Origin of the sequence: Klebsiella ornithinolytica NBRC 105727 = ATCC 31898 (genome assembly GCF_001598295.1) — a bacterium.
Lineage (GTDB): Bacteria > Pseudomonadota > Gammaproteobacteria > Enterobacterales > Enterobacteriaceae > Klebsiella > Klebsiella ornithinolytica.
On sequence record NZ_BCYR01000011.1, the window covers coordinates 132,328 to 157,942 of the forward strand.

The 25,615-nt window shown below is 56.2% G+C and carries 20 protein-coding genes; 3 read left to right on the forward strand and 17 right to left on the reverse strand.

Annotated features, from left to right (window positions below):
* Positions 1–45 precede the first annotated feature (45 nt).
* Both ROR01S_RS20300 and aspC read left to right on the forward strand, forming a co-directional pair.
* Complete coding sequence (locus tag ROR01S_RS20300) at positions 46–1,128, forward strand: porin (RefSeq protein ID WP_004860110.1); 1,083 nt, start codon at positions 46–48, stop codon at positions 1,126–1,128.
* Between the two features lie 183 nt (positions 1,129–1,311).
* Complete coding sequence (gene aspC / locus ROR01S_RS20305; protein ID WP_004860107.1) at positions 1,312–2,502, forward strand: aspartate transaminase; 1,191 nt, start codon at positions 1,312–1,314, stop codon at positions 2,500–2,502.
* Between the two features lie 65 nt (positions 2,503–2,567).
* Here aspC and ROR01S_RS20310 read toward each other — a convergent pair whose 3' ends face one another.
* The 7 genes from ROR01S_RS20310 to cmoM all read right to left on the reverse strand — a co-directional run bounded on the left by ROR01S_RS20310 (position 2,568) and on the right by cmoM (position 13,174).
* Positions 2,568–3,215, reverse strand: coding sequence for an MBL fold metallo-hydrolase (locus ROR01S_RS20310; RefSeq protein WP_004860106.1), 648 nt, complete (start codon positions 3,213–3,215; stop codon positions 2,568–2,570).
* Positions 3,216–3,228: 13 nt separating this feature from the next.
* On the reverse strand, positions 3,229–3,780 hold the full coding sequence (gene mepK, locus ROR01S_RS20315; RefSeq protein ID WP_015584788.1) for a peptidoglycan L,D-endopeptidase MepK: 552 nt from the start codon (positions 3,778–3,780) through the stop codon (positions 3,229–3,231).
* A 180-nt stretch (positions 3,781–3,960) separates the two neighbouring features.
* A complete protein-coding gene (ldtD, locus tag ROR01S_RS20320; RefSeq protein WP_044349110.1) occupies positions 3,961–5,751 on the reverse strand; it encodes a L,D-transpeptidase in 1,791 nt (596 codons plus the stop codon).
* A gap of 184 nt (positions 5,752–5,935) precedes the next feature.
* Entirely contained in the window at positions 5,936–10,384 is a 4,449-nt protein-coding gene (mukB, locus tag ROR01S_RS20325) for a chromosome partition protein MukB (RefSeq protein WP_004860100.1), read from the reverse strand.
* Positions 10,384–11,088 carry a chromosome partition protein MukE gene (mukE, locus tag ROR01S_RS20330; RefSeq protein ID WP_004860098.1) on the reverse strand — a complete coding sequence of 235 codons (705 nt, stop codon included), beginning with the start codon at positions 11,086–11,088 and terminating at the stop codon, positions 10,384–10,386. The genes mukB and mukE overlap by 1 nt, the downstream gene beginning before the upstream one ends.
* Positions 11,069–12,391: a chromosome partition protein MukF gene (mukF, locus tag ROR01S_RS20335; RefSeq protein WP_004860096.1), complete on the reverse strand. Its 1,323-nt coding sequence runs from the start codon at positions 12,389–12,391 to the stop codon at positions 11,069–11,071. The genes mukE and mukF overlap by 20 nt, the downstream gene beginning before the upstream one ends.
* A gap of 3 nt (positions 12,392–12,394) precedes the next feature.
* Positions 12,395–13,174 (reverse strand): tRNA uridine 5-oxyacetic acid(34) methyltransferase CmoM, encoded by a 780-nt coding sequence (gene cmoM / locus ROR01S_RS20340; protein ID WP_032695666.1) that lies wholly within the window; start codon positions 13,172–13,174, stop codon positions 12,395–12,397.
* Positions 13,175–13,295: 121 nt separating this feature from the next.
* Here cmoM and elyC point away from each other — a divergent pair, with 121 nt between their 5' ends.
* Positions 13,296–14,075: an envelope biogenesis factor ElyC gene (gene elyC, locus ROR01S_RS20345; protein WP_064359833.1), complete on the forward strand. Its 780-nt coding sequence runs from the start codon at positions 13,296–13,298 to the stop codon at positions 14,073–14,075.
* Here the strand turns inward: elyC and ROR01S_RS20350 are convergent.
* The 10 genes from ROR01S_RS20350 to cmk all read right to left on the reverse strand — a co-directional run bounded on the left by ROR01S_RS20350 (position 14,052) and on the right by cmk (position 25,567).
* Entirely contained in the window at positions 14,052–14,945 is an 894-nt protein-coding gene (locus ROR01S_RS20350; protein ID WP_015584791.1) for a YcbJ family phosphotransferase, read from the reverse strand. The two genes, elyC and ROR01S_RS20350, sit on opposite strands and share 24 nt — an antisense overlap.
* Before the next feature lie 141 nt (positions 14,946–15,086).
* Complete coding sequence (gene kdsB / locus ROR01S_RS20355) at positions 15,087–15,833, reverse strand: 3-deoxy-manno-octulosonate cytidylyltransferase (protein WP_004860088.1); 747 nt, start codon at positions 15,831–15,833, stop codon at positions 15,087–15,089.
* On the reverse strand, positions 15,830–16,012 hold the full coding sequence (locus ROR01S_RS20360) for a Trm112 family protein (RefSeq protein ID WP_004860086.1): 183 nt from the start codon (positions 16,010–16,012) through the stop codon (positions 15,830–15,832). Before ROR01S_RS20360 ends, kdsB begins: the two co-directional genes overlap by 4 nt.
* A gap of 101 nt (positions 16,013–16,113) precedes the next feature.
* A complete protein-coding gene (locus ROR01S_RS20365; RefSeq protein ID WP_064359834.1) occupies positions 16,114–17,343 on the reverse strand; it encodes a winged helix-turn-helix domain-containing protein in 1,230 nt (409 codons plus the stop codon).
* Between the two features lie 55 nt (positions 17,344–17,398).
* Positions 17,399–18,379, reverse strand: coding sequence for a tetraacyldisaccharide 4'-kinase (gene lpxK / locus ROR01S_RS20370; RefSeq protein WP_048023150.1), 981 nt, complete (start codon positions 18,377–18,379; stop codon positions 17,399–17,401).
* On the reverse strand, positions 18,376–20,124 hold the full coding sequence (msbA, locus tag ROR01S_RS20375) for a lipid A ABC transporter ATP-binding protein/permease MsbA (RefSeq protein WP_004860079.1): 1,749 nt from the start codon (positions 20,122–20,124) through the stop codon (positions 18,376–18,378). Before msbA ends, lpxK begins: the two co-directional genes overlap by 4 nt.
* 36 nt (positions 20,125–20,160) lie before the next feature.
* The gene (locus tag ROR01S_RS20380; RefSeq protein WP_064359835.1) at positions 20,161–22,425 is read right to left on the reverse strand and encodes a ComEC family protein; all 2,265 of its coding nucleotides are present in this window, start codon (positions 22,423–22,425) and stop codon (positions 20,161–20,163) included.
* A 209-nt stretch (positions 22,426–22,634) separates the two neighbouring features.
* On the reverse strand, positions 22,635–22,922 hold the full coding sequence (gene ihfB, locus ROR01S_RS20385; protein ID WP_004100704.1) for an integration host factor subunit beta: 288 nt from the start codon (positions 22,920–22,922) through the stop codon (positions 22,635–22,637).
* 151 nt (positions 22,923–23,073) lie between these two features.
* The gene (rpsA, locus tag ROR01S_RS20390) at positions 23,074–24,747 is read right to left on the reverse strand and encodes a 30S ribosomal protein S1 (protein ID WP_004860074.1); all 1,674 of its coding nucleotides are present in this window, start codon (positions 24,745–24,747) and stop codon (positions 23,074–23,076) included.
* A gap of 136 nt (positions 24,748–24,883) precedes the next feature.
* The gene (cmk, locus tag ROR01S_RS20395) at positions 24,884–25,567 is read right to left on the reverse strand and encodes a (d)CMP kinase (protein WP_004860072.1); all 684 of its coding nucleotides are present in this window, start codon (positions 25,565–25,567) and stop codon (positions 24,884–24,886) included.
* Positions 25,568–25,615 lie beyond the last annotated feature (48 nt).

A 25,615-nucleotide genomic window follows, 5' to 3' on the forward strand; every position in this document is an offset into this window, starting at 1 on the left:
CAGTGGCAAGTGTTCATATAAAAATATTAATGAGGGTAATAAATAATGATGAAGCGCAATATTCTGGCAGTGGTAATCCCTGCCCTGCTGGTAGCCGGCGCAGCTAACGCTGCAGAAATCTATAACAAAAACGGCAACAAACTGGACTTCTACGGGAAAATGGTTGGTGAGCACGTCTGGACCACCAATGGTGACACCAACAGCAGCGACACCACCTATGCACGTATCGGCCTGAAAGGCGAAACCCAGATCAACGATCAGCTGACCGGTTACGGCCAGTGGGAATACAACATGGATGCGTCCAACGTTGAAGGTTCCCAGGGTACCAAAACTCGTCTGGCCTTCGCGGGTCTGAAAGCGGGTGAATACGGTTCATTCGACTACGGCCGTAACTACGGTGCTATCTACGACGTTGAATCCGCAACCGATATGCTGGTTGAGTGGGGCGGCGACGGTTGGAACTACACCGACAACTTCATGACCGGCCGTACCAACGGCGTAGCAACCTACCGTAACTCTGACTTCTTCGGTCTGGTTGACGGTCTGAGCTTCGCGCTGCAGTACCAGGGTAAAAACGACAGCAGCCGTGCTATCCAGAAACAAAACGGCGACGGCGTCAGCACCTCTGCAACCTATGCATTTGACAACGGTATCGCGCTGTCTGCTGGTTACGCCTCTTCTAACCGTAGCGTCGCGCAGAAAGCTGACGGTAACGGCGACAAAGCTGAAGCGTGGGCAACCTCCGCTAAGTACGATGCAAACAACATCTACGCAGCAGTCATGTACTCTCAGACCTACAACATGACCCCGGAAAACCAGGCGAACTACTTCGCTGGCAAAACTCAGAACTTCGAAGCCGTTGCTCAGTATCAGTTCGACTTCGGTCTGCGTCCGTCCATCGGCTATGTTCAGACTAAAGGTAAAAACCTGCAGGGTCGTACCGGTTTCTCCGGCGGCGATGCTGACCTGGTTAAATACATCGAAGTGGGTACTTGGTACTACTTCAACAAGAACATGAACGTCTACGCAGCATACAAATTCAACCTGCTGGACGACAACAGCTATACCGAAACGGCTAAAGTGTCCACCGATGACCAGGCTGCAGTAGGTATCGTTTACCAGTTCTAATCAGTACACCCCTTCGTGATATGCCTAAAAAGCAGGACTTCGGTCCTGCTTTTCTACATTACTAAGATAAAGATCGTAACTTTCGAAAACCTTCTCGCTTTTTGTCGCAAACGGTTGGCAATTTGTAAATCTCCCGTTACCCTGATAGCGAAATTCCCTCAGTAATCACAATGGAACCTCGTCATGTTTGAGAACATTACTGCCGCCCCTGCCGACCCCATTTTAGGCCTGGCCGATCTGTTTCGTGCCGATGACCGCCCGACTAAAATTAACCTCGGGATTGGTGTTTACAAAGATGAAACGGGTAAAACCCCGGTCCTGACCAGCGTTAAAAAAGCAGAACAGTATCTGCTGGAAAATGAAACCACAAAAAACTATCTGGGTATCGACGGTATTGCGGAATTTGGTCGCTGCACCCAGGAACTGCTGTTCGGTAAAGGAAGCGCAATCATCAGCGATAAGCGCGCACGTACCGCCCAAACCCCAGGCGGCACCGGCGCTCTGCGCGTTGCCGCTGACTTCCTGGCGAAGAACACCGCTGTAAAACGCGTCTGGGTAAGCAACCCGAGCTGGCCGAACCACAAAAGCGTATTTAATTCCGCAGGCCTGGAAGTGCGCGAATACGCCTATTACGATGCGGCCAACCATACCCTCGACTTCGACGGTATGCTGGCAAGCCTCAATGAAGCACAGGCGGGCGACGTGGTTCTGTTCCATGGCTGCTGCCATAACCCAACCGGTATCGATCCTACGCTGGAGCAGTGGCAGCAGCTGGCACAGCTGTCCGTTGAGAAAGGCTGGCTGCCGCTGTTCGACTTCGCCTACCAGGGCTTTGCCCGCGGTCTGGAAGAAGATGCCGAAGGTCTGCGCGCGTTCGTTGCGCTGCATAAAGAGCTGCTGGTTGCGAGCTCCTACTCGAAGAACTTTGGTCTGTACAACGAACGCGTGGGTGCCTGCACGCTGGTTGCGGCGGATGCCGAAACCGTTGACCGCGCTTTCACGCAGATGAAGTCAGCGATTCGTGCGAACTACTCCAACCCGCCTGCTCACGGCGCGTCGGTGGTAGCGACGATCCTCAGCAACGATGCACTGCGTGCTATCTGGGAACAAGAGCTGACCGATATGCGCCAGCGTATTCAGCGTATGCGTCTGCTGTTCGTCAATACCCTGCAGGAAAAAGGGGCCAGCCGCGACTTCTCTTTCATCATCAAGCAAAACGGGATGTTCTCGTTCAGCGGCCTGACCAAAGAGCAGGTGCTGCGTCTGCGTGAAGAGTTCGGGGTCTACGCCGTGGCTTCCGGGCGTATCAACGTCGCCGGTATGACGCCAGACAACATGGCGCCGCTGTGTGAAGCGATTGTCGCCGTGCTGTAATAGCATCGCTGGCAAAAAATAAAGGCCGCTTGCGCGGCCTTTTTTATATTTTCCGTCGGGAAGTATTACCAGACGGGCATTTCATCCTGCAGGAAAGGGTTGTGCTGACGCTCATAGCCCAGCGTCGACATCGGCCCGTGACCGGGAATAAACGTCACATCATCACCCAAAGGCAGTAATTTACGTTTAATCGCATCAATCAGCTGACCGTGGTCGCCGCGCGGGAAGTCGCTGCGCCCAACGCCACCTTTGAAAATGACATCGCCGGAAATCAGCAGCCGGGAAGCCTCATCAAAAAAGACCACGTGCCCTGGCGTATGCCCGGGACAGTGCAGCACCTGCAGAGAAATATTCCCCACGCTGACGACGTCGCCTTCATTGAGCCAGCGGTCCGGCCGCAGGGGCTGGCAATCCTCCAGACCAAACATCCGGCTCTGCGCCGGCAGACCTTCCAGCCAGAACTCATCTTCTTTTTCCGGTCCGATAATCGGCACGCCATAGTGCTGTGCCAGTTCGGCCGCCGCACCAACGTGATCGAGATGGCCGTGGGTGAGCAAAATCTGCATCAGGCTGACGCCTGCTGCCGAGACTTCCTGTTTGATTCGCTCAGCGTCACCGCCGGGATCGACCAGCGCAGCGAGCCGGGTTTGCTCACACCAGATTAAAGAACAGTTCTGAGCGAACGCGGTAACCGGAATAATACGATAGTTCATGATGCTCCTTTCGTTACCAGTGCCTGACCGGACCGGTATCAATATGCACAAAGTTGCTACGTGGATAGTATCCTACACCACCTGCGCCCATAGATAACGCCGCTTTGCGAACATTGCTTAACGAAATGCCTTCTATGTGGAAATCCATTGCCTGTCCCTTGGTGTGATAGCTATGTTTCGCCACACCACGGCTTCGTGCACGGAGCTCATCATTGGTATCAAGGGAACGATAGCCGGAGATAAGCTGAACAGGTTTATTGGTACCAAGTAATCCCTGCAGACGATAGAGTTGATCAAACAAACTCGGATCGATTGGCTTAATTTTATTCGCGCGAAAATCACGGAAAAAATGGTTAAGCCTTGCTAATTCATCCTGAATATAGCCTCTGCCATCGAAAAACTCCGCCTTGAGTGATTCACCAGTATGCAGGTTATTCAACGTCAGAATACGCGGTCGGGGGGTCGAGAGGGTGGCAAATGCCGGCGCAGGCAGAATGGCGGCAGCACCGAGCGCAGCCCCACCTAACGCCAGCAATTTGCGGCGATTAGCGTCAAATTTGTCCATGATAATCAGGTCTACAAGTAAATGAATCGAATATATGCACTTCTGGCGCACGAAAGGCACCTTACCGGGCATTATTGCCAACGTCAAGGTAGCCTAACCCCAGTAAATACGGGCCCTGTAGAGGAACAGGGCCTGTTTTCACTGAGAGTTAGGACAACGAAATTCGTTGAACTACTTCATTTACCTGATTAATTGTTCTGCTTTCGCCAGAATTTGTGCGCCAGATCGCGCGGTGAGATCGTAATTGTAAATATCTGTGCGATATTGCATGCGGCCATCCGCATCGACGAAGGCGGTCAGATAATAGAGATTGACCGGGATGTTCTGGCGGATATTAACATAGCGGGTATCGCCCTGCTTGAGCGCATCAGAAATCCGCGTGTCATTCCAGCCGGCATCCTGCAGCAGCATATTCGCCAGCTCCGAAGCTTTGTTGACCCGCACGCAGCCGGAACTTAAGGCCCGCACGTCTTTCTGGAACAGATTGTGGTTCGGCGTATCGTGCAGATAGATAGCATCGGAGCTGGGCATATTAAACTTGTAGCGCCCCAATGAGTTACGCGCGCCAGGCGCCTGCTGAAAACGGAACGGCAGATTGTTTTCAGTGATCGTCGACCAGTCAACGCGATACGGGTCGATAGCCTCTTTGCTGTTCCAGCCGCGCATCACGGTGTAACCATGCTGCTCAAGATAGCCCGGATCGTTACGCACCTTCGGCAGGATATCTTTGCGCGCCAGCGTCGGCGGTACGTTCCACGGCGGGTTAACCACCACGTTGTTTAGCGCGCTGCTCATCATCGGCGTTTTACGGTCCGGCCGCCCCACAATCACTCGCGATGCCAGCACCTGACTGCCATCCTGGTAATAGACCAGAGAAAAGGCCGGAATATTGACCATAATGCCGGTAGAGAGTTTGCCCGGCAGCAGACGCAGGCGCTGAATGTTCAACGCCAGCACGCCCGCACGCTGAGCCGCTGAGACGTTGAGCCAGTCGCGGGTGGATTGACCAATCACGCCATCGGCGCCCAGCCCCTGCCAGGCCTGGAAGCGCTTAACGCCCTCAACAAGCTGGCGATCGTAGACGCCGCGCGCCGCGGGTTTACTCTTCTTCCCGGCAGACGGACTCACGACATCCCCCGGCAGCGCAATTTTCGCGGAATCATCGAGCATACCGTTGCGCTGTAAAATTTCGCGCAGCGCGCCAATATCGTTACTCCACTCCCCCGGACGCAGCGACGCGTTGCTGGTCAGCTGCGGCCACGGACGGGAGTCGGCCACCAGCGCCAGCAGCGCCCGGTGCATCGCCTCATACTGCGGATGCTTCGGCGCCAGTCCGGCAATAAACGGCACCAGAGAGCCATTATCCAGCGCCAGCTGCCACTGATTAATCACCGACAGCGGCGGGGTCGCCATGGCGTACGGCTTCGTTCCGTACAGCCAGCGGTTCCCCTGCACCGGAATACCGCTGATAAAATGCAGGTATCCCATCATGGCGTCGGAGAGCACGATGTCGCGAGCCATGCCGTTCACCGCCGGATCGGTCAGCAGGCTGACCCAGGTGGTAAATTGCGGCTGAAAACCGGCGATGGCGACCTCAGCCAGCTGCTGCTGGAAAGCCTGAACCGCGTCGCGGTTCTCCCACATCGGCTTCATCTCTCTGGCCGCATAGAGCGACACCAGCGGGTTCATAAACACGGGCTGATAGCCGGCCGGCAGCAGCGCCGTTATCGCGGCGCGGCTTTTTTCTGCGGCACCGGCAGCCAGCGGCTGTTCGCCGGCCATTTTCGCCACCGCCGCGGATTGACCATCGCTCTGGATAAGCGCAGACGACAGTTCTCCCAGCGTCGCAGAACTGTCCGTGGGTACAATTTCAGGCTCTTCGGCCTGGGCATTAAACAGTGGAGCAAATGCAAATGCCAGGCTCAAACTCAGCGCTGACAATTGACGACCATACCGTTTTTTTAGCAACATCCCTTGCCCCCTGTTGTCACATTGCCGCCCGTAAAACCGGGTTTTACTCTCAGTATATAGAGGCGCAAAAGCTTTTGCCTCCCCAAATGTAAAGAAGTTTAAAGATTATAAAGCGTTAACTTAGCGAATCCGATAACAAAAAGGGCGACATCAAGTCGCCCTTTTATCTATCGATCGATGACCGCTAAGAGGCATCCGCCGTTCCAGGCAGCGTTTCCGGCAGCTGGGCGGCAAAACCGCGCAGCCCGACAACGTGGACGTGTTCGTGGTTATTAAACACTTTACGCACTAGCTTGTAGGTGGTGCCTTTTTCCGGGCTGATGTTTTCCGGCGCCGCGATAATCAGCTGCATCTCCAGACGCTCGCACAGCTCGAACAGCGTGGCGATAGAGCGGGCATCGAGACGCGCCGCTTCATCGAGGAACAGCAGACGGCACGGTGACAGGTCTTTGCCGCGCAGGCGACGAGACTCATCTTCCCAGCTCTGCACCACCATCACCAGAATCGACATCCCGGTACCGATAGCTTCCCCGGTGGACAGCGCGCCGGATTCTGCACGCAGCCAGCCGTCGGAGCCGCGGTTAACTTCCACTTCCATCTCCAGATAGTTGCGGTAGTCGAGCAGCTCTTCGCCGATGGTCTGCGGCGTACGTTGTCCCATATCGATCTGCGGGTTCAGGCGCTGATACAGCTTCGCCAGCGCTTCCGAGAAGCTCAGGCGGTTGCTGTTAAACAGATCCTGATGCTGCTCGTGCTGTTCGGACAGCACATCAAGCAGCGTCGAGTGGGTTTCCCGCACGTTGACATTCAAGCGCACGCTGTTGACCTGGCCGAAGGAGACGCTTTGCAGCCCCTGGTTGAGCATACGGATGCGGTTCTGCTCGCGCTGAATCGTTTTGCGAATAATATTGGCCACGCTGCGGGAGCTGATGGCCAGTTTCTGCTCACGGTTGGTCAACTCTTCCGTCAGACGGCTCAGCTCGATTTCCATCTGTTCAATCGCTTCTACCGGGTCGTCGGTGCGGATAATATCCTGACGGATACGCTCGCGCAGATGCTGGTAGACCGCGACAAAGAACTGAATTTTACGTTCAGGACGTTTCGGATCCTCGGAGACACGCAGCACATCGCGCAGATGTTCGTTATCCGCTACGGCCAGACGCAGTGCACCCAGCGCTTTATCCGACATCGAGCGTAGTTCGTCAGCGGAGAGGTAGGCCAGCTCGCGGCGATGCAGACGACGTTCGACCCCGTTATCTTTCACCAGCCGCATAACCGCACACCAGCCCGCCTTGGCGCTCACCACCTGCTCACGCATTTCACAGTAGTCGCGCTCAAGTTTACGCAACCTGCGGGTCAGGTTGTCCATTTCGGCTTCACAGAAGGTCAGCGCTTTTTCCAGCTGATTCCGGCGTGAGCGGTTGTTGCTTAACTGCGTATGCAGCTGATCGCGGCGCGCACGCGCACGCTCTTCCGCGCCGCTGTCGGCACGTACGCCGATATCCTGCAGCTCTTTGTACAGATCGCTGAGCAGCTCTTTTTTGGTATCAAAGGAGCTTTTCAGCGACGCCAGCACCTGATTGTACTGGTTCAGCTGCGCAGAATGGGTACGCATCGCGTCGCGGGCGCGGCTACGTTCAGCCTCCGCCTGCTCCAGGCGCTGGCGCAGTTTTTCATTGAGGTCGCTGTTGCCGTTCAGCATTTCCGCCGAATCAGAATAGCTGAAGTGGGCACGACGCTGAACCACTTCGCTCAGCGCAAACGCCTGTTGACGCGCGTCGCGCTGCATCTGCTGCGCATAGGCATAGTCTTCTTTCAGCTGTTCAAACTGTTCCGGGTCGCTCTGCAGGACTGAAACGATCGGCTCCAGTTTTGCCAGCTGATTGCCGTACTGTTGAATAAAGCGCGCCGCTTCCTGGGCCTCATCCAGCCGTTCCTGGATTTCGTCAACGCGGTCGGCCAGCGTATCGTCCGCCAGCAGGTTAAGGCGCGGCAGCAGGCGGTTGAGGGCGGAAACCCCCTCTTTCGCCTGCTCAAACTGCACCCGGTTCTGCTGGTTGTCGCTTTCATGCGCGTTGAGCGCGCGCTCCAGCTCGCCGCGGCGGCTGTTGAGCTTACGGATCTCTTCTTCCGGATCGTCTTCAAACGCGACGGCCAGATGGCTACCGATAAAGCGACTGAAGGCCTGGTGCTGACGCTGCGTTTTCTGCACGTCGAATGAGAGGGTCGCAAAACGCTCTGACAGATCCTCACGCTCGGCATGCAGACTCTCAATGCGGCTTTCACGCGCGGCGCGGCCAAACAGCGGCAGCGTCGGGAAGCGCGAGTAGCGCCACTGGCGATCGGCCACCTTAACGACAACCGCTTTTTCCAGCTCATCGACGCTGAATACGCTGTCATCGAAGGATTGCGGATCGCCCTCGATCAGATAGAGATCTTCCGGACAATCTTCCAGCCCTTCCAGCTGTTCGGCGATCTGCGCCAGATTGGGTACCACGATCGCGTGACGCGACGGGCCATACAGCGCGGAGAAGTACGGGGCGTCTTCAAGGCTGACATCGTCATAAATTTCCGACAGCAGTACGCCACCAAAACGTTCCGCCAGCGCGTTAAGACGAGGATCTTCAGACCCTCCCGGTTGGCTGAGGCGTTCGATCTCTTCGTCGATAGCGCGTTTACGGGCGCCCACTTCGTCGCGTTCGACGATGGCTTCGCGCTCGCGCTCCAGCAGCTGCTGGAGATATTCAGTGACATCCTGGCTTGATTCAAACTGCTCACCGCTCTGTTCGCAGAGCTGGTTGAGACTGTTTTGCGCGGCCAGCCAGATCGGCGCCCGACGCAGCAGAGACTGAGTGCGCGACTGCAGCTGCTCCAGCTCCTGACGCAGGTTCATGCGCTGTTCGCTGGCAGAAGAGACGCTATCGGATAAGGAGGCGATGCGCGCTTCCAGCTCCTGATGCAGCGCTTCCAGATCGTCAATATCGTAGCGTTTTCCTTGACGCTTGCAGAATTCGCTCAGCTGGCGTTCAGCGTCCTGCTGCTCGCGCAGACGTTGTTCCAGCTCGGTCAGACGGCTGCGCAGCCCTTGTGCCTGCTCGGCGAGGTGACGCTGGTTGACGCCATCGCGCAGCAGCTCGCGCGCTACGTCCCAGGCCTCATTACGCGCCAGCGGGCCATTGATGGCCACCACCAGCTGGTAAGCTTGCTCAAACTGGCCGTGGGCGGTCTGCGCCACGCTCATTTTTTGTTCCAGCGACAGCATTTTTTCCGTCGCTTCTTGCTCTTTGGCCTGGAATGTTTCCAGCCATTGGTCGGCGCTTTCCGGCGTTAAATCCGGTAAATGACACAGCGCCTTCGCACGTTCCAGCGCCTGCAGCGCCTGGTTGTACTGAATCGCGCGGGTCTGCTGCACGTCCAGCGCCTGCTGGTAGTCGGCGAGCTGGCTTTTCAGCTCATCCACTTCCAGTTCAGCGGCCTCTGCGCGAGCTTCGTTCTCTTCCTGCAAATCGGTCGCTTCGGCGACGACTTCATTCTGCTCTTCAAGACGAATCTGCAGTTCATCGAGATCCGCTTCATAACGCTCGATTTTTTCCTGCTGGCGCAGCGCGGTTTGTACCAGATTCAGGTGGTCGCTGGCAGCCTGATAATCGGCTTCCAGATCGCCTTCTGCGCCGTTATGTTCCTGCAGTTCACGAGCCATATCGACGTGCTTATACTGCTCTGCCGCCAGCTGCGCCCGCGAGGTAAAGAGATCGCGACGATACTCCAGCGCTTTATCCAGATGCACGCGACGTTCATTGGCGTGACGCATATAGTCCGCCGCTACATAGTTCGTCGCTTCGCTGATCAGATGTTTAAACAGGTCGCGATCGGACTGGGTGACGCGAATGGCTTCGAGCGTCATGCGGTTTTCGCGCAGCGCGGCTTCCATATCCTGGAATGCTTTACGTACGCCGCTGTTTTCCGGCAGCAGGTAGTCGCGCAGCGAGCGGGTAATAGTGTTGGAGATCCCGCCATACAGCGAGGCTTCAATCAGGCGATAGTATTTGCTGCGGTCGGAGGCCGAACGCAGACGACGCGCGACAACGCCCAGATCGAACATCAGCGAGTGATAATCGGTTATCGAGTTGAACTGCTTGAACTGCACCCCTTCCATCTCTTCAAGCTTATCTTTCAGCTCGTTGAGGCTCAACACGCGCGCCTGGCGCTCGTTAAGGGTTTCCGTCAACAGCTGGGTCGGCTGAATGGACATCGGCAGCCCCTGGATAGCAAACGGCTTGATATCCACTTTACGATCGCGACCGGCGATCTGCTGCAGGCGCACGCCCACGACCACGCGCTGGTGGTGCGAGTTGACCACGTCCAGTACCGAATAACACACCCCGGCCCGCAGCTTCCCGTGCAGACCTTTATCGCGCGAACCGCTGGTGGCCCCCGCTTCGGTGGTGTTGCGGAAGTGCAGCAGAGTCAGGTCCGGAATCAGTGCCGTGACGAAAGCCGCCATGGTGGTCGATTTCCCGGCGCCGTTGCCGCCGGAGAGGGTGGTGACCAGCTCATCCAGATCAAAGGTGCGGGCAAAAAAACCGTTCCAGTTAACCAGCGTCAGCGAGCGAAATTTACCGCGTTCAATCATTACTCTTCCTCCCCGCTATCCGGCTGATTCTCTTCATTCTCGTCATGGAGCCGCAGATGATTTTCCAGCGCCATCGCTTCGCCGTCGCGAATCATGCGCAGCTGCGCCTCACGCGGATCGTCGCCGACGCGAACGTCAGCCCCAAAGCGGAAGACCGACTCGGTGATGCGAAATTTGCTGCTGTCATGGCCCATAAACCAGACCATGCCCAGGCGGCGCAGACGGTTGAGCGACGCGCGCATTTTTTCCTGTAGCTTCTGGCGGTCGAGATCGGATCCGGTAGAGCGGTTGTTCACCAGCTTCAGCAGTTTAGCCTCGTCCGCCAGGGTCAGAAGCTCGTCGTAGAGCTCCTGCTGGGTAAAGATCCCTTCGTTGGCCAGCCGTTCCGGGCTGAGATAGAGGTAGCAAAGAATTTTGCCGACCATCATATCCAGCTCGGAGAGCACCGAGCGCGGGATCAGCGTCGTGGAGCGCGGGCGCAGATAGAAAAACCCTTCCGGCGCGCGAATCAGCTCAACGTTATAACGAGCGTAAAACTCTTCCAGGTAATCCTGGAAATCCATCAAAAAAGCGTGATTATCCAGTTCGTCCAGGCCGATATGACGGCCTGCTCGCAGGGCGCTATCCAGCGCCGGAAATAACGGATTGCCCAACGCCAGCGCCAGTTTAACTGGCATCACTTGTTCAATATTTGTCGATGACATGCGCCTGTACCTTGGCTCCGTAATCATTAATCGGCTGCCATTTTGCCGGCAGTCCGGTGAAATCTGCTTGTGCGACGCCCAGGCGTACCGCCTGATCGACGACGATTCGCGCCACATCAAAATGGCGAGCTCGCGGATACTGCGCCAGATATTCGCGCACCACCAGACCGAGGTCCAGCGGGACGCCTTTGTCTTTGTAAACCACCAGCTGCGCTTCAATCAGCGCGGCGAGCTGCTCGCGAATTTCGTTAAACTCTTCGTATTCCAGATCCGCCGGGAGCTCCCCGGTAACCTCTTCGTCACGCAGCGCCATCTCTTCATCGCGCATATCCAGCAGACGATCGGCGCTGGCGTGAGTCAACGCCCACGGGGCGTCAAAGTAGGTCTGGATCGACTGACGCAGACGCTGGGCGAAGACGCGGTTTTTATCCATATCGATAGCGGTACGGATAAATTTGTGCACGTGGCGATCGTAGCCGATCCACAGGTCAATCGCCTGCTGGCCCCAGCTGACGATACGGTCCAGTTTACTTTGCAGATCGAAGACTAAGCGGTCGACAAAATGCAGGTCGTCGCGTGAAATTGTCGCATCCTGAATTCTCAGCAGGTTAGCCTGCAGCTTATCGCCTGCGGCATCCAGCGTATCCTGCAGCTCGCGCAGTGTGCCGGACGTTTCTGACAGCAGCAGCTCACAGCTGGAGATCGCCGCGCGCCAGTCTTTGTTTAACAGCTGAGCGATATCATCTTTGACCAGCTGCTGCTGTTCATCCATGATGCGCTGCGTCAGATCGATACTGTCGAAAATCTCAGCAACCGAATATTTCAGCGGCGCAAAGACGTTGCGATGCCAGTGAAACTCATCGCCGCCCTCTTCTGCCGAGTCGGCTGCGCGCTTGAGCTCACCGGCGACGATCGACAGCTGCATCGACAGACGCAGAGTGGAAAATTCGCGTTGGCGAATATAGTAGTCGGTAATCCCGATGCCCAACGGCGTCAGGCGATAAATTGCATTGCCTTCCGTGATTTCGCTGGTAAAGCGGTTCAGCAGACGTTGGCGCACCATATCGTTGATCGCATTATTGGCGCGCTGGCTGATGGTTTCGCTGGTCTGCTCAAACGCATCACTGACGTGGCGGAACGCATCCACCAGTTCTCCCTCGGTCATTTCCCCTTCGAGCCGCTCGCCGTTCAGCGTAGCAACCGCCAGCAGAAACGAGAGTCTGTCTACCGGCAGCGAAATAGAAAAATCATTTTTTCTGGCCCAGGCAACCAGTTCGGGGACTGTCTGGGAAAATTCACTCATAGTTTATCCTTGCATCTGCGGCTTAAGCGCTGTGACATGAATGTAGCGACCCAGGCTGATATACGGCTCCTGGCGACAGTAGCGCGTCTCCAGCTCCAGCAGCGCCGCAAAATTGTCGCGCTGTTTGCGTTTTTCACGCAGATAATCATGAAACACCCGCACGCCGGTTTTACCGGTAATGTGCCAGCCCTGCTCTTCCAGCCAGCCATAAACCTGCTGCGGGGAACGCGGATAGTCCGGCGACAGCGTGCGTTTTTTCTTTTTCGGCATGCCGAGTTGTACGTAGTCGAAGTTCCCGACGACCATGTTATGCATCAACAGACCGTTAGCATTGTAGAACATTAACGATAACGCACCGCCGGGCCGTAAAACCGACCACAGCGTTCGCAGCATCTCCTGCGGCTCGGCCACCCACTCCAGCACCGCATGAAACAGTATCAGATCGACTGGGCTTTCCAAATGCTGCGCAATATCCTGAGCGGCGCATTGTACAAAATGCATGTTGTCGATCACACCTTTATCGGCAGCAGCCTGCCGGGCGCGCGCGACCATTTCAGCCGAAAGATCGCATAACGTCACATGGTGGCCCATTTCCGCGACTTTTACCGCCGTTTGCCCTTCGCCACCGCCGGCGTCAAGAACCCGAAGCGGCCCTGGCCCCAGCTGGCTTAACAGCGGTTGCAGATCCTGCCACAGAATGGCCTGACGCAGTTCGCCCTTGGTGGTGCCGTAAATATTGCGCGAAAACTTTTCAGCCATGTCATCGAAATTACGATCTTTCACGGACGGTTCCACCTGCCAACACAAAGCCGCTATTTTGTCATACCCACGCTGAGAATGAAGCGATCTGTTATAAGATCCGGACATAACTTTGGTTATATGGTTAAAAAAGGACCCATCTGGCATGCTTTTTACACTGAAAAAGTATTTAGGCGGCATGATGCTGCCGCTTCCCCTGCTGCTGCTGCTGATGGCGGTCGGAATCGCGTTACTGTGGTTTAGCCGTTTCCAGCGCACCGGCAAGCTCTGCGTCAGCCTCGGCTGGCTGCTGTTGCTATTGTTGAGCCTGCAACCGGTAGCCGATAGTTTGCTCAAACCAATCGAGGATAAATACCCGACGTGGCGCGATGCCGGACGCGTGCAGTACGTCGTCGTACTTGGCGGGGGCTACACCTGGAATCCGGACTGGGCGCCCAGTTCAAATCTCATCAACAACAGCCTGCCGCGGCTGACGGAGGGAATCCGCCTGTGGTATGAGAACCCGGGCGCAAAACTCATCTTTACCGGCGCAGCGGCGAAAACAAATCCCGTCAGCACGGCAGAAGCCGGCGCCAGAGTTGCGGAGAGTCTGGGGATACCGCGCAGCGAAATTATCGTTCTGGATAAACCCAAAGATACCGAAGAAGAAGCCGAAGCGGTGAAACAGGCCATCGGCGATGCGCCGTTCCTGCTGGTGACTTCCGCATCGCATTTACCCCGGGCGATGATTTTCTTCCAGCATGTCGGGCTAAACCCGCTGCCGGCACCCGCCAATCAGCTGGCGATCGCGTCACCGCTCAATCCGTGGGAACAGGCGATCCCTTCCCCCGTCTGGCTGATGCACAGCGATCGCGTCGGCTACGAAGCGCTGGGGCGCATCTGGCAATGGTTAAAAGGCGCCTCAGGCGAGCCAGGGGAGAATTGATTTAGCGGCCAGGTCAAACCGGGCGCGGTCAAAACGCCCGGTATTGACCAGATTATCCACCTCATCCCACAGCAGATAGAGCCAGCGTCGCCACAGGAAAGATTCGGCCACCGGCGCACGGCGCAAATAGTGCCACAGCAGTTGCTCCGCCTGTCCTCCGTCGGACAGGCGAAACAGTTCATATTCTCGCGGCGCCCACAACATCATCCCAGGCCCGACCATCGCCAGCAGCTGATCGCTACGCGCATCCTTCAGCATGCTGCGCAGCGTGAAGCTGCCGTGTACCAGCACGCAGTTATCATTAAAATCTTTCAATAAATCCGGAAGGCACGCGCGGGCGCGGAACAGAATTCGTTTATCCTGCATCGTCAGGCCGGTATCCTGATACAAATTAAGGGTACTCCACAGCATCTCAACCCGCTGGCGATACCAGTGCGGCCACAGGTTTTCCTGGGTGCTGTCCACCATGCCGACGCAGCCGCCGCTATCGTGCCGGTGCCATGCCAGAAGAGCTTCCACGATCTGCTCCTGCAGCTGTTCCCAGCGCGCCGGCGTACGGGCCGGCGCTTCCGCAGAGACTCCGCGCAGCCGCTCAATCAGCAACACGTCCGGGCCAGGATGTTCTTCATGCGTCAACACCCCATAGACCACCGGCATGCGCACGGTACCGCTGCGCGCCAGCATTGAGATTTTCCACGCCAGCTGGCGGGCAATCCCTGGCGTGGTAAAACTTCTCGCCAACAGCGGCAGCGGGTTTCCCTGCGCGTCATAAAGCGACCACAGTGCCGAGGAGGGTTTCTCGCTGATACACTCCACGCGGCTCAGTTTCTCTCCCAGCAGGTGGCTAAGTTCGGTTCGCAGCTGTTCCATCTCTGATTACCCCTGTGAATACTACTGGTTTTATAATGAGCGCCAGCCGCAGGGATGTCATCAGGTGAGATCAAAAATTGAGGGAAAAAGTATGGAAAAATAGCGTGAAGATATCCCCTCACGACGGAGGGGATGAACGGATTAACGCAGCTCTGCGCGCACGCGCTCCAGATCTTCCGGTGTATCGACACCGGTTCCAGGCACAACTTCGGCCACCGCGACATGGATTTTTTCGCCATACCACAGCACCCGCAGCTGCTCCAGCATTTCGATCTGTTCCAGCGGGCTCGGCGACCAGCTGACGTAGCGACGGATAAAGCCGGCACGATAACCGTAAATACCGATATGACGTAGCAGCGTATCGCCGATAGTTTCGCGTGATTGCGCAAAGCGATCGCGATCCCATGGAATGGTGGCGCGGGAGAAGTAGAGCGCATAGCCCTGCGCATCCATCACCACTTTCACGGCATTCGGATTAAATGCTTCCTCAGCGTCGTGAATCGGAACGGCGAGCGTGGCCATACCGCAGGCATTGGCCGCCAGATTGTCCGCCACCTGGCGGACGATCGCCGGCGGGATCATCGGCTCATCGCCCTGGATATTGACGATGATCGTGTCATCACTGAAGCCACACTTTTCAACAACTTCGGCCAGACGCTCGGTGCCGGATTGATGGTCCGCACGCGTCATGCACACTTCGCCGCCGGCAGCTTCGACCGCACGCGCAACATCGTCATGATCCGTCGCGACGATAATGCGATCGGCCCCGGATTCGCGCGCGCGCTCGAGAACATGAACGATCATCGGCTTACCGTTGATATCCTGTAGGGGCTTGCCCGGCAGACGCGTGGAGGCAAAACGTGCAGGAATGATGACCACGAAACTCATGAATGGCTCTCTCCCACGGCTAATGCGCGGGCTTCGGTTTCCAGCAAGACGGGAATGCCTTCACGGAAAGGAAAGGCCAGGCTGTCAATTTTGCAGATCAGCTCTTGCTTATCCTGGCTGTAGTACAGTTTGCCGTTGCAGACAGGACAGGCGATGATTTCTAGTAAACGGTGATCCATGATTCCTCCTGATGGACCGAATAGATTCCGCAGCAGCATATCACATGATGGCAAACTCAGGGATCCGTTTGCGGCAAAGGCTGAGCGGGGTGTGGTCTTGTTCAGGCCGGGGAAATCTCCCAGCCCTGCTGACGGTCGGAGAAAAGCCCCGGCGGCAGACGACCGAAGGTGATACGTTGAGCCGACTGCCAGATGGCAAACTCTTCAATCGCCCGGAGCAACCCTTTCTCCAGCCCCGAGGTGACTCTGATCCCCTCTTCCAGCCACAGCGAAAAAACCTCCAGAACCCCGGTTTTCCGATGCACCTTGCTGTCCATTCTGCCCACCAGTTTTCCCTGGTGCAGCAGCGGCAGAACAAAGTAGCCATACTGACGCTTCGGCGCCGGCGTGTAGCACTCGAGGCGATAGCTGAAATTGAAGAGTTGCTCAGCGCGTTTACGGTCCCAGACTACCGGGTCAAATGGCGAGAGTACCGCGCTATGGCTGGCGGCGAGTTTACCGCCGGGCGCCGATTCCAGCTGCCCGAGCGCTTCGTGGTGGAGCCACATGTCGCCCAGTTCCTCGACCTTCACCGGAACCACCGTGCCCTCCTCCTGCCAGCTCGCCAGCAGCGTCGGCAAAGCGGGCTGGCGGAGACGATAGTAATCAGCCAGCCACTGGGGGCGAAAAATGCCGAGGCTCCGGGCACTGTTGCGCAGCATTAACGCCTCCGCCTGCGGCTGCGTCAGCGCATCGCGCTCATCGTCCCAGTGCGGCATGACGCGATGCGTCAGGTCGTACACCCGCTGGAAGTTACGCCGCTCCACCACCATCACTTTACCTGCGGTAAACAGGCCTTCCAGATGGCGCTTGTGCGGTTTCCACTCCCACCAGCCGCTGGCGCCTTTGCGCGGATGTTCAAAGTCGGCCGAACGAACCGGACCATTCTGCGCGATATGCTCCAGCAGCAGCCGAATATCGTCAGCATGTTCCGTCATCCACGCCTTGTGATACTTCCAGCCCATATTATCGGGCGTCAGCATACGGTGGCGCACCAGAGCAAAGTCGCTACGGGGCAGAAAACAGGCTTCATGAGCCCAGTATTCCATCAGCTCCCCGCTGCGCAGGGCGTCCTCCAGCCAGCTTTGCGGATAGCTGCCAAGACGGCTAAAAAGCACAAGATAAGGGCTGCGGGCAACGACGTTGATGGTATCGATTTGCAGCAATGACATCTGCTGAATAGTTGACAGAATATCGCTGGCGCGGGCACGTCGCCGGGGCTTCTTCAGCAATCCCTGCGCCGCAAGATGGAGATGACGGGCTTCTTTAAGCGACAGTTGTAGTACCGACATGCAGGTTCTCCGTAAAGGACTCCGGCACAGCGTTATTGAAGCGAACGTGGCAGAACTAACGTTGCGCCAGCGTCACCAGTTCCGTCAGCAGCTGCTGTGCGCGTTCATCCGTCATTATGGCGTCGACAGGTAAATACCACCAGTTTGCTTCGGCAAACCCACGACATTTCACCGCATCTTTCTCGGTCATCAGCAGCGTTTGCTGTGGATTCACAAGGGCGGAAACGCTCGTCTGAGTCAATGCCTGGTGATCGGCAAGCGCGACGGTTTTTACCGGCAGGACGCCGCAGCTTTCCAGCGTGGCGAAAAAGCGCGGCGGATGACCGATCCCGGCCATGGCAACGACATTATCGAAAGAAGCCACGTCACGCCGTTCGCCGCTGCGTAAATTTACCGCCAGTCCGGGTCGCAGCTGCATGGGAATTTCCCCCGCCTGCGCGATGCCGCCGTTAACAATGATGGCGTCGACGCTGCGTAAACGTGACGCGCGTTCACGCATCGGCCCGGCCGGTAGCCACCAGCCATTGCCAAAACGGCGCTCGCCATCAATTACCACAATTTCTTTGTCCCGCGCCAGCTTGTAGTGCTGCAGGCCATCATCGGTGATAATGAGCTGCAAATCATGTGCATGAAGCAGCGCCTGCACCGCCTCACGACGCGCTGGCGAGACCGCAACCGGCGCGCCGGTGCGTTGAAAAATGAGTACCGGTTCATCGCCGGCTTCCGCGGTACTGGTGTCATTGCTGAGCAGTAACGGATAGCTCGCCGCTTTCCCGCCATAACCGCGGGAAACGACGCCAACGCGGATACCGCGCTGCTGGAGCTGTTCCACCAGCCAGATGACCACCGGCGTTTTGCCGTTGCCTCCGGCGGTGAGATTCCCCACCACCGCCACCGGAACCGGCGCTCGCCAGGCTTTCTTCAGCCCCAGCCGATAGCTGAGGCGGATCAGCCCACTCACCAGGCCATAGAGCCAGGAGAGCGGCAGCAAGAGTCGCCATACGGGCGACTCACCGGACCAGATACGCGCAATCATTGGCCAAACTGCATCTTATGTAGCTGGGCGTACACGCCGCGGTGTTCCAGCAGATCGGCATGGCTACCGCGCTCGACAATGCGGCCATCTTCCACCACCACAATTTCATCGGCTTGTTCGATGGTGGAAAGACGGTGGGCAATCACCAGCGAAGTGCGGTTTTTCTGCAGTTCGTCGAGGGCGGCCTGGATCGCGCGTTCAGACTCGGTATCCAGCGCCGATGTTGCTTCGTCCAGAATCAGAATCGGGCTGTTACGCAGCAGCGCACGCGCGATGGCAATACGCTGACGCTGACCGCCGGAGAGCAGTACGCCGTTCTCACCGATAACGGTATCGAGGCCATTATCCATTTTGCTGATAAAGTCCATCGCGTAGGCCATACGCGCCGCTTCTTCGATCTGCTCACGGCTGTACTCTTCCGTGCGCGCATAGGCAATGTTGTTGGCCACGGTATCGTTGAACAGATGAACGTTTTGCGACACCAGCGCCACCTGATCGCGCAGGGATGCCAGAGTGTATTCACGCAGATCGTGGCCATCCAGCAAAATCTGGCCGTTATCGATATCGTAAAAGCGCGTAATCAGGCTGGCGATGGTCGATTTACCCGACCCCGAACGCCCGACCAGGGCGACCGTTTTACCTTCCTGGATGTTGAGGTTGATATTTCGCAGCGCCGGCGTTTCACGGCCCGGATAGGTAAAGGTGACATCTTTGAATTCCAGGTTGCCCTTCGCCCGCTCGATAACCAGCTTGCCTTCGTCTTTTTCCTGTTCGGAATCAAGAATCGCAAACAGCGTCTGGCAGGCGGCCATCCCGCGCTGGAACTGAGCATTGACGTTAGTCAGCGACTTCAGCGGGCGCATCAACGCGATCATCGAGGAGAAGACGACGGTGATGGTACCGGCAGTTAACGTTTCCATGACGCTCGGGAAGCTGGCGGCATAGAGAACAAATGCCAGCGCCAGTGACGCAATCAGCTGAATAACCGGGTCAGAAATAGACGACGCAGAGACCATTTTCATCCCCTGCAAGCGCATTTTGTTGCTGACCTTATCAAAACGTTTGGTTTCTACCGCCTGACCGCCAAACATCAGCACTTCTTTATGCCCTTTCAGCATCTGCTCTGCGCTGGTGGTCACCTGCCCCATGGTGTTTTGCATATTCTTGCTGATATTACGAAAACGCTTCGATACCACGCGAATCGCCATCGAGACGATGGGGGCCAGGACGATCAGAATCAGCGACAGCTGCCAGCTGTAATAGAACATCATCACAAACAGACCGATGATCGAGGCGCCTTCGCGCACGACGGTAATCAAGGCGCTGGAAGAGGATGACGCCACCTGTTCGGAATCATAGGTAATGCGTGACAGCAAGGTACCCGTGGACTGTTTATCAAAGAAGGAGACGGGCATCCCCATCATATGGCTGAACAGACGGCGGCGCATTGTCATGACGACTTTGCCTGAAACCCACGAGATACAGTAGCTCGAAATATAGCTGGTGACGCCACGCAGTAACATCAACCCAATCACGACCAGCGGCATCCATAGCAGCACTGAGCGATCCGTTTTACCAAAACCATCATCCAGTAACGGTTTAAGAAGCGATAGCATGAAGGTATCACTAGCGGCGTTAAAGACTAACGCAACTGCCGCGACGATCAGTCCGGTTTTAAATGGCGCAATAAGCGGCCAGAGGCGGCGGAAGGTCTGCCACGTGGAGAGATCTTTATCATTCTGCATTCAATAAACCAGCTTATGTTGAAATAGCCGCATATTCTACCCGTTATCCACGGTCTCGCCAAACCACTGATGATACCAACGCGGTAAAAGTTGATCTCGTAAGCTTTGGATTTGCCAACCTTCTGGAGAAAAAATAACCGTAATTTGTCCCTGATGCGGCGTATCGAGCCATCGATAGCCCTGCTGACGGTAGTGCTGCACCACTTTAGCCGCAGGCATACGCCAGGCATTATATCGCGAGGCCGAAGCCAGCGCCGCCGCGCCGCCGACCCGCTGCAATAAGGCAAGCGCAGAAGAGGTATGACTCCCGTGGTGCGGAACCTGGATAAGTGTAGACGCAAGATGCTGCCAGTAGTGGCTCAGCATGGCCCGTTCTGCCGGAATTTCAATATCTCCGGTCAGTAGAATGCTCTGCTTGCCGTCATCAATACGGACCACGCAGGAGCGGTTATTGCCCGTCAGGCTGGAATCCGGCAGCGGCCACAGCACGCGAAAAGTTAATCCACGCCATCGCCAGCTTTCGCCTCGCCGACAGGGAAGATGCCCCCGCCAGCCTAGCGGACTGCGGATCCAGAGCTCGGGCCAGGCCTTCAGCAGCGAATTGAGACCGCCGCGGTGGTCAAGGTGTTCATGGCTCAACACAACGCCCTCCGGGCGCAGGTGATGCCAGCGTAGCCAGGGAATAATAATCTGCTGACCGCTATCACCATCGGGCCAGGCCAGCCCGGTATCATAGAGGATTGCCGCCCCCTCGCGCTCAATGACCATAGCCAGCCCCTGCCCGACGTCCAGCATCGTGACCCGCCATTCATCTTTCGCTCCGTGGCGCCAGAAGGGCCAGCTCAGCAGCAGCGTGCTGCTAAGACAAAGCGCCGGTAGCGAACGCCAGGCATGAAAACGCCACACCAGCAGTATCAGCCAGGGCAACGCGCTGAGCCCCGCCCAGCGAAAATCCAGACTGAGCCAGCCCTGCGGCAGCAGATGCAAAAACCAGAATAATGCTGCCAGCAGGCGGTCAGCCAGCCACCACGCCGCCATTTCAACCACGACAGGTCCGCTGAGATGCAGCAGCATCGCCAGCAGAATCGTGGGAACAACCGCAAAGGTGACCAACGGTACGGCTATCAGATTTGCTACCCAGGCGGTCAGGCTGATGCCGTGGAAAAGGAGAATCTGAATTGGCAATAGCAGAAACATCAGCCCAAGCTGCAGATGGCCTAAAGCAAGCCCTTCGCGCCACGGCCAGCGCCACGTATGCCGCTGCAGCGGCACCAGCTGATACCAGAAAATCAGCGTTGCGACGGCGAAGATGGACAGCCACAGACTATCAGACAACACCGCCAGCGGATCGGCGAATAAGATAGCGCCAATACAACAGAGCCAGATTTGCCAGGACGACCAGCGTCTGGCAGATAGCCGTAGGCCCACCACGCAGCTCAGGGCTACGCAGGTCCGCAGCGCAGGCGGCTGCATACCGGTCAGCCAGGCATAAAATAGCGCGCAGCCCAGACCGATAAGTAACGGCATTCTCCAGCCAATCCATCGGCACGGGAAAAAGAATTGCAGCCCCCGAACCACCAGTCCACCGAGTATGGCGCCTAACGCAATATGCAACCCTGAAATCGCCATCAGGTGTGAGGTACCGGTCTCCTGCATCAGACGTTTGATATCCCGCGGTACAACCAGTCTCTCGCCCATCCCGAGCCCGAGTATCACCGACTGCCAGGGAAAAGCGTCGAGAGTACGTTCCAGCGATGCCAGATAGCGAGCGCGGTAGCTGCACGTCAGGTCTGATGCTTCGGCCGACGTAAAGCGCCCGGTTAGCGAACGATGTTGCGCCAGGGCAAAACGCTGGCCGTCAAAGCCCCCTACGTTGAGCTGACTATGGACCGGGCGAAGACGGACGGTCATCTTCCAGCGCTGCCCGGCACACGGCAGGTCGGGCAGCGCATTACCATAAAGAGTTACCCCTGGCGCCGGCCATAGCCTCTGCCCGTTGAAACGGAGAATATTTCCCTGGTAGGTGGTCTCACCTTCGACGGCCGTTAGCTTAATTTCAATCTGCCGGTTGCCACCGGGTAGCACCTGCATCGGCCACAGCACCTGACGCGCGCTCAGCACACCCCAGGCAAAAAACAGCATGGTCAACGCCAGGTAACGCAATGGCCTCCAGCGGTAAAGCGACATCAGGATCGCGCCGCCGATAATGACCTGAACGGCGAGCGGTGTGGGCAGTTCTGGCAAGAACAGCAGTGGGCAGATCCCGACAACCACGCACCCGGCAAGCTGTGATAAACGCATGTCCCCTCCCTGTTGACGGAGAGTATCGCGTGAAAGCTAAAGGTCGTCAGCGGTCGGCGGCCGGGTATGGATTTCGGCTTCCGCAAAACCTACGGGGTTGCAGCAAAACGAAGATGTTGCTGTGAGGCGGGGCAAACCGGAGGCATAAAAAAAGCACCGCAAAGGTGCTTTTTTTATCATCGGAGTACGTTGTCGCGGCTGTGCGAAACTTACTCTTCGTAAATATTGGCGCGGTCGCGTAATTCTTTCCCAGGCTTAAAGTGCGGAACGTACTTACCTTCCAGTTCGACTTTATCGCCAGTCTTCGGGTTACGCCCGGTGCGAGGTGCTCGATAATGCAAAGAGAAGCTGCCGAAACCGCGGATTTCAATGCGCTCACCTTGAGCAAGCGTTGAGGCCATATGTTCCAGCATTTCTTTAACAGCATCTTCGACCGCTTTCGCAGGAATGTGAGATTGCTGGCTGGCAAGTCTTTCTATCAATTCTGACTTGGTCATTATTCCTCCGGTTTCCTTCAAGGCAAAATTAGCTAACTGCTTTAAACAAGGGCGGCCGTAGCCGCCCTTTGTGCTTGATTACAGGACGAATCCTGCAATCTGTCAAGTAAACTCGTCGTAATTCAGGTTGTTGTAACCTGAATGACTAAGATTACTCGCCTTTAGCTGCTTTGAAAGCTTCAGCCATTGCGTTGTTAGAGAAGTTTGCATCTTCCTGTTTGTTAACAGTTGCGATTGCATCTTTCTCATCAGCTTCGTCTTTAGCACGAACAGACAGGCTGATTGCACGGTTTTTACGATCAACGCCGGTGAATTTAGCTTCAACGTCGTCGCCAACGCTCAGAACCAGAGTTGCATCTTCAACGCGGTCACGGGAAGCTTCAGAAGCGCGCAGGTAACCTTCAACGCCGTCAGCCAGTTCTACGGTTGCGCCTTTAGCGTCAACTGCAGTGACTTTACCGTTTACGATTGCGCCTTTCTTGTTCAGTGCAACCCAGTTGTTGAACGGATCTTCTGCGAGCTGTTTAACGCCCAGAGAGATACGCTCACGCTCTGCGTCAACCTGCAGAACAACTGCTGCGATTTCGTCGCCTTTTTTGTATTCACGAACTGCTTCTTCGCCTGCAACGTTCCAGGAGATGTCAGACAGGTGAACCAGGCCGTCGATGCCGCCGTCCAGGCCGATGAAGATACCGAAGTCAGTGATAGACTTGATTTTACCTTCAACACGGTCGCCCTTGTTGTGGGTTTCCGCAAACTGCTGCCACGGGTTGTTTTTGCACTGCTTCAGACCCAGGGAGATACGACGACGTTCTTCGTCGATATCCAGAACCATAACTTCCACTACGTCGCCAACGTTAACAACTTTGGACGGGTGGATGTTTTTATTGGTCCAATCCATTTCGGAAACGTGAACCAGGCCTTCAACGCCTTCTTCGATTTCAACGAAGCAGCCGTAGTCGGTCAGGTTGGTCACGCGACCGGTCAGTTTGGTACCTTCCGGATAACGCTTAGCGATAGCTACCCACGGATCTTCGCCCAGCTGTTTCAGGCCCAGAGATACACGAGTACGCTCGCGGTCGAACTTCAGCACTTTAACAGTGATTTCGTCGCCAACGTTTACGATTTCGCTCGGGTGCTTAACGCGTTTCCACGCCATGTCGGTGATGTGCAGCAGGCCGTCAACGCCGCCCAGATCAACGAATGCGCCGTAGTCAGTGAGGTTCTTAACGATACCTTTGACTTCCATGCCTTCCTGCAGGTTTTCCAGCAGCTGATCGCGTTCTGCGCTGTTTTCGGATTCGATAACGGCACGACGGGATACAACAACGTTGTTACGCTTCTGGTCCAGCTTGATTACTTTGAACTCAAGCTCTTTGCCTTCCAGGTGCAGAGTGTCGCGAACCGGACGAACGTCAACCAGGGAACCCGGCAGGAACGCGCGAATACCATTCAGCTCAACAGTGAAGCCACCTTTAACTTTGCCGTTGATAACACCGACTACAGTTTCAGCTTCTTCGTAAGCTTTTTCCAGCGTGATCCAAGCTTCGTGACGTTTAGCTTTTTCACGGGACAGCAGGGTTTCACCGAAGCCGTCTTCTACTGCATCCAGAGCAACGTCAACTTCGTCACCGACCTGGATTTCCAGCTCGCCCTGGGCGTTTTTGAACTGCTCTGCCGGAATGGCAGACTCAGATTTCAGACCAGCGTCAACCAGTACGATATCTTTGTCGATAGCAACAACAACACCACGAACGATGGAACCCGGACGGGTTTCGATTGTTTTTAAGGATTCTTCAAATAGTTGAGCAAAAGATTCAGTCATGTTTAATCTTCAGGTTTCATATTTAACGTCCACCTGGCTCCGTGCCGGATGGGGTTGTTTAACATACCCGCTAACACTCCATTGCTGCGGGGGTACTGCTATAATTCTGAGGCCGTTTCGCTTCACCGCTTCGCGGTCAGGCGACTGCCAGTTTTTCGCGCGCATAGTGTAGCGCTTTTTCAATAACTTGCTCAATGTTTAGTTCAGTAGAATCGAGAACTAAAGCATCGGCGGCCGGGACAAGCGGCGCGACGCTGCGATTACGGTCGCGATCGTCACGTTCTTTTATCTCGGACAAAAGACGTTCAAAGTTAACACTAAAGCCCTTTTCCTGCAACTGCAGCATACGGCGATGGGCGCGCTCTTGTGCCGAAGCATCAAGGAAAATCTTCACTGGCGCATCGGGAAACACGACGGTTCCCATATCGCGTCCGTCGGCAATCAGGCCAGGCAGTTCACGAAATGCGCGCTGACGACGAAGCAATGCTTCACGCACGCGGGGAAACGCGGCAACTTTCGATGCGGTATTAGCCACTTCCTGAGTACGAATGGCGGCGCTGACGTCTTCGCCTTCAAGAATCACTTCCAGAGTGCCATCGGTGGAGATAAAACGCACGTCCAGGTGCGCCGCCAACGGTACCAGCGCCTCTTCAGATTCGACATCAACATGGTGATGCAGCGCCGCGAGGGCCAGAACACGATAGATGGCCCCGGAATCCAGCAGATGCCAGCCCAGCGCTTCCGCCATTGCCTTGCACAATGTGCCTTTACCCGCACCGCCAGGCCCATCAATGGTGATTACCGGAATATTTGCCGTCATCTTTTTCTCCTTCAGCAAGGCGCATAGAATATAAACGCCGCGCATTAT

Bases quoted from the DNA above. Each gene is read 5' to 3' on its own strand.
- ROR01S_RS20310 (WP_004860106.1), bottom strand. From the start codon at position 3,215: ATGAACTATCGTATTATTCCGGTTACCGCGTTCGCTCAGAACTGTTCT.
- mukB (WP_004860100.1), bottom strand. From the start codon at position 10,384: ATGATTGAACGCGGTAAATTTCGCTCGCTGACGCTGGTTAACTGGAAC.
- elyC (WP_064359833.1), top strand. From the start codon at position 13,296: ATGCTTTTTACACTGAAAAAGTATTTAGGCGGCATGATGCTGCCGCTT.
- ldtD (WP_044349110.1), bottom strand. From the start codon at position 5,751: ATGTTGCTAAAAAAACGGTATGGTCGTCAATTGTCAGCGCTGAGTTTG.
- cmk (WP_004860072.1), bottom strand. From the start codon at position 25,567: ATGACGGCAAATATTCCGGTAATCACCATTGATGGGCCTGGCGGTGCG.
- mukF (WP_004860096.1), bottom strand. From the start codon at position 12,391: ATGAGTGAATTTTCCCAGACAGTCCCCGAACTGGTTGCCTGGGCCAGA.
- rpsA (WP_004860074.1), bottom strand. From the start codon at position 24,747: ATGACTGAATCTTTTGCTCAACTATTTGAAGAATCCTTAAAAACAATC.
- aspC (WP_004860107.1), top strand. From the start codon at position 1,312: ATGTTTGAGAACATTACTGCCGCCCCTGCCGACCCCATTTTAGGCCTG.
- ROR01S_RS20360 (WP_004860086.1), bottom strand. From the start codon at position 16,012: ATGGATCACCGTTTACTAGAAATCATCGCCTGTCCTGTCTGCAACGGC.
- msbA (WP_004860079.1), bottom strand. From the start codon at position 20,124: ATGCAGAATGATAAAGATCTCTCCACGTGGCAGACCTTCCGCCGCCTC.
- ihfB (WP_004100704.1), bottom strand. From the start codon at position 22,922: ATGACCAAGTCAGAATTGATAGAAAGACTTGCCAGCCAGCAATCTCAC.
- mukE (WP_004860098.1), bottom strand. From the start codon at position 11,088: ATGTCATCGACAAATATTGAACAAGTGATGCCAGTTAAACTGGCGCTG.
- kdsB (WP_004860088.1), bottom strand. From the start codon at position 15,833: ATGAGTTTCGTGGTCATCATTCCTGCACGTTTTGCCTCCACGCGTCTG.
- ROR01S_RS20365 (WP_064359834.1), bottom strand. From the start codon at position 17,343: ATGTCGGTACTACAACTGTCGCTTAAAGAAGCCCGTCATCTCCATCTT.
- ROR01S_RS20380 (WP_064359835.1), bottom strand. From the start codon at position 22,425: ATGCGTTTATCACAGCTTGCCGGGTGCGTGGTTGTCGGGATCTGCCCA.
- lpxK (WP_048023150.1), bottom strand. From the start codon at position 18,379: ATGATTGCGCGTATCTGGTCCGGTGAGTCGCCCGTATGGCGACTCTTG.
- mepK (WP_015584788.1), bottom strand. From the start codon at position 3,780: ATGGACAAATTTGACGCTAATCGCCGCAAATTGCTGGCGTTAGGTGGG.
- ROR01S_RS20350 (WP_015584791.1), bottom strand. From the start codon at position 14,945: ATGGAACAGCTGCGAACCGAACTTAGCCACCTGCTGGGAGAGAAACTG.
- ROR01S_RS20300 (WP_004860110.1), top strand. From the start codon at position 46: ATGATGAAGCGCAATATTCTGGCAGTGGTAATCCCTGCCCTGCTGGTA.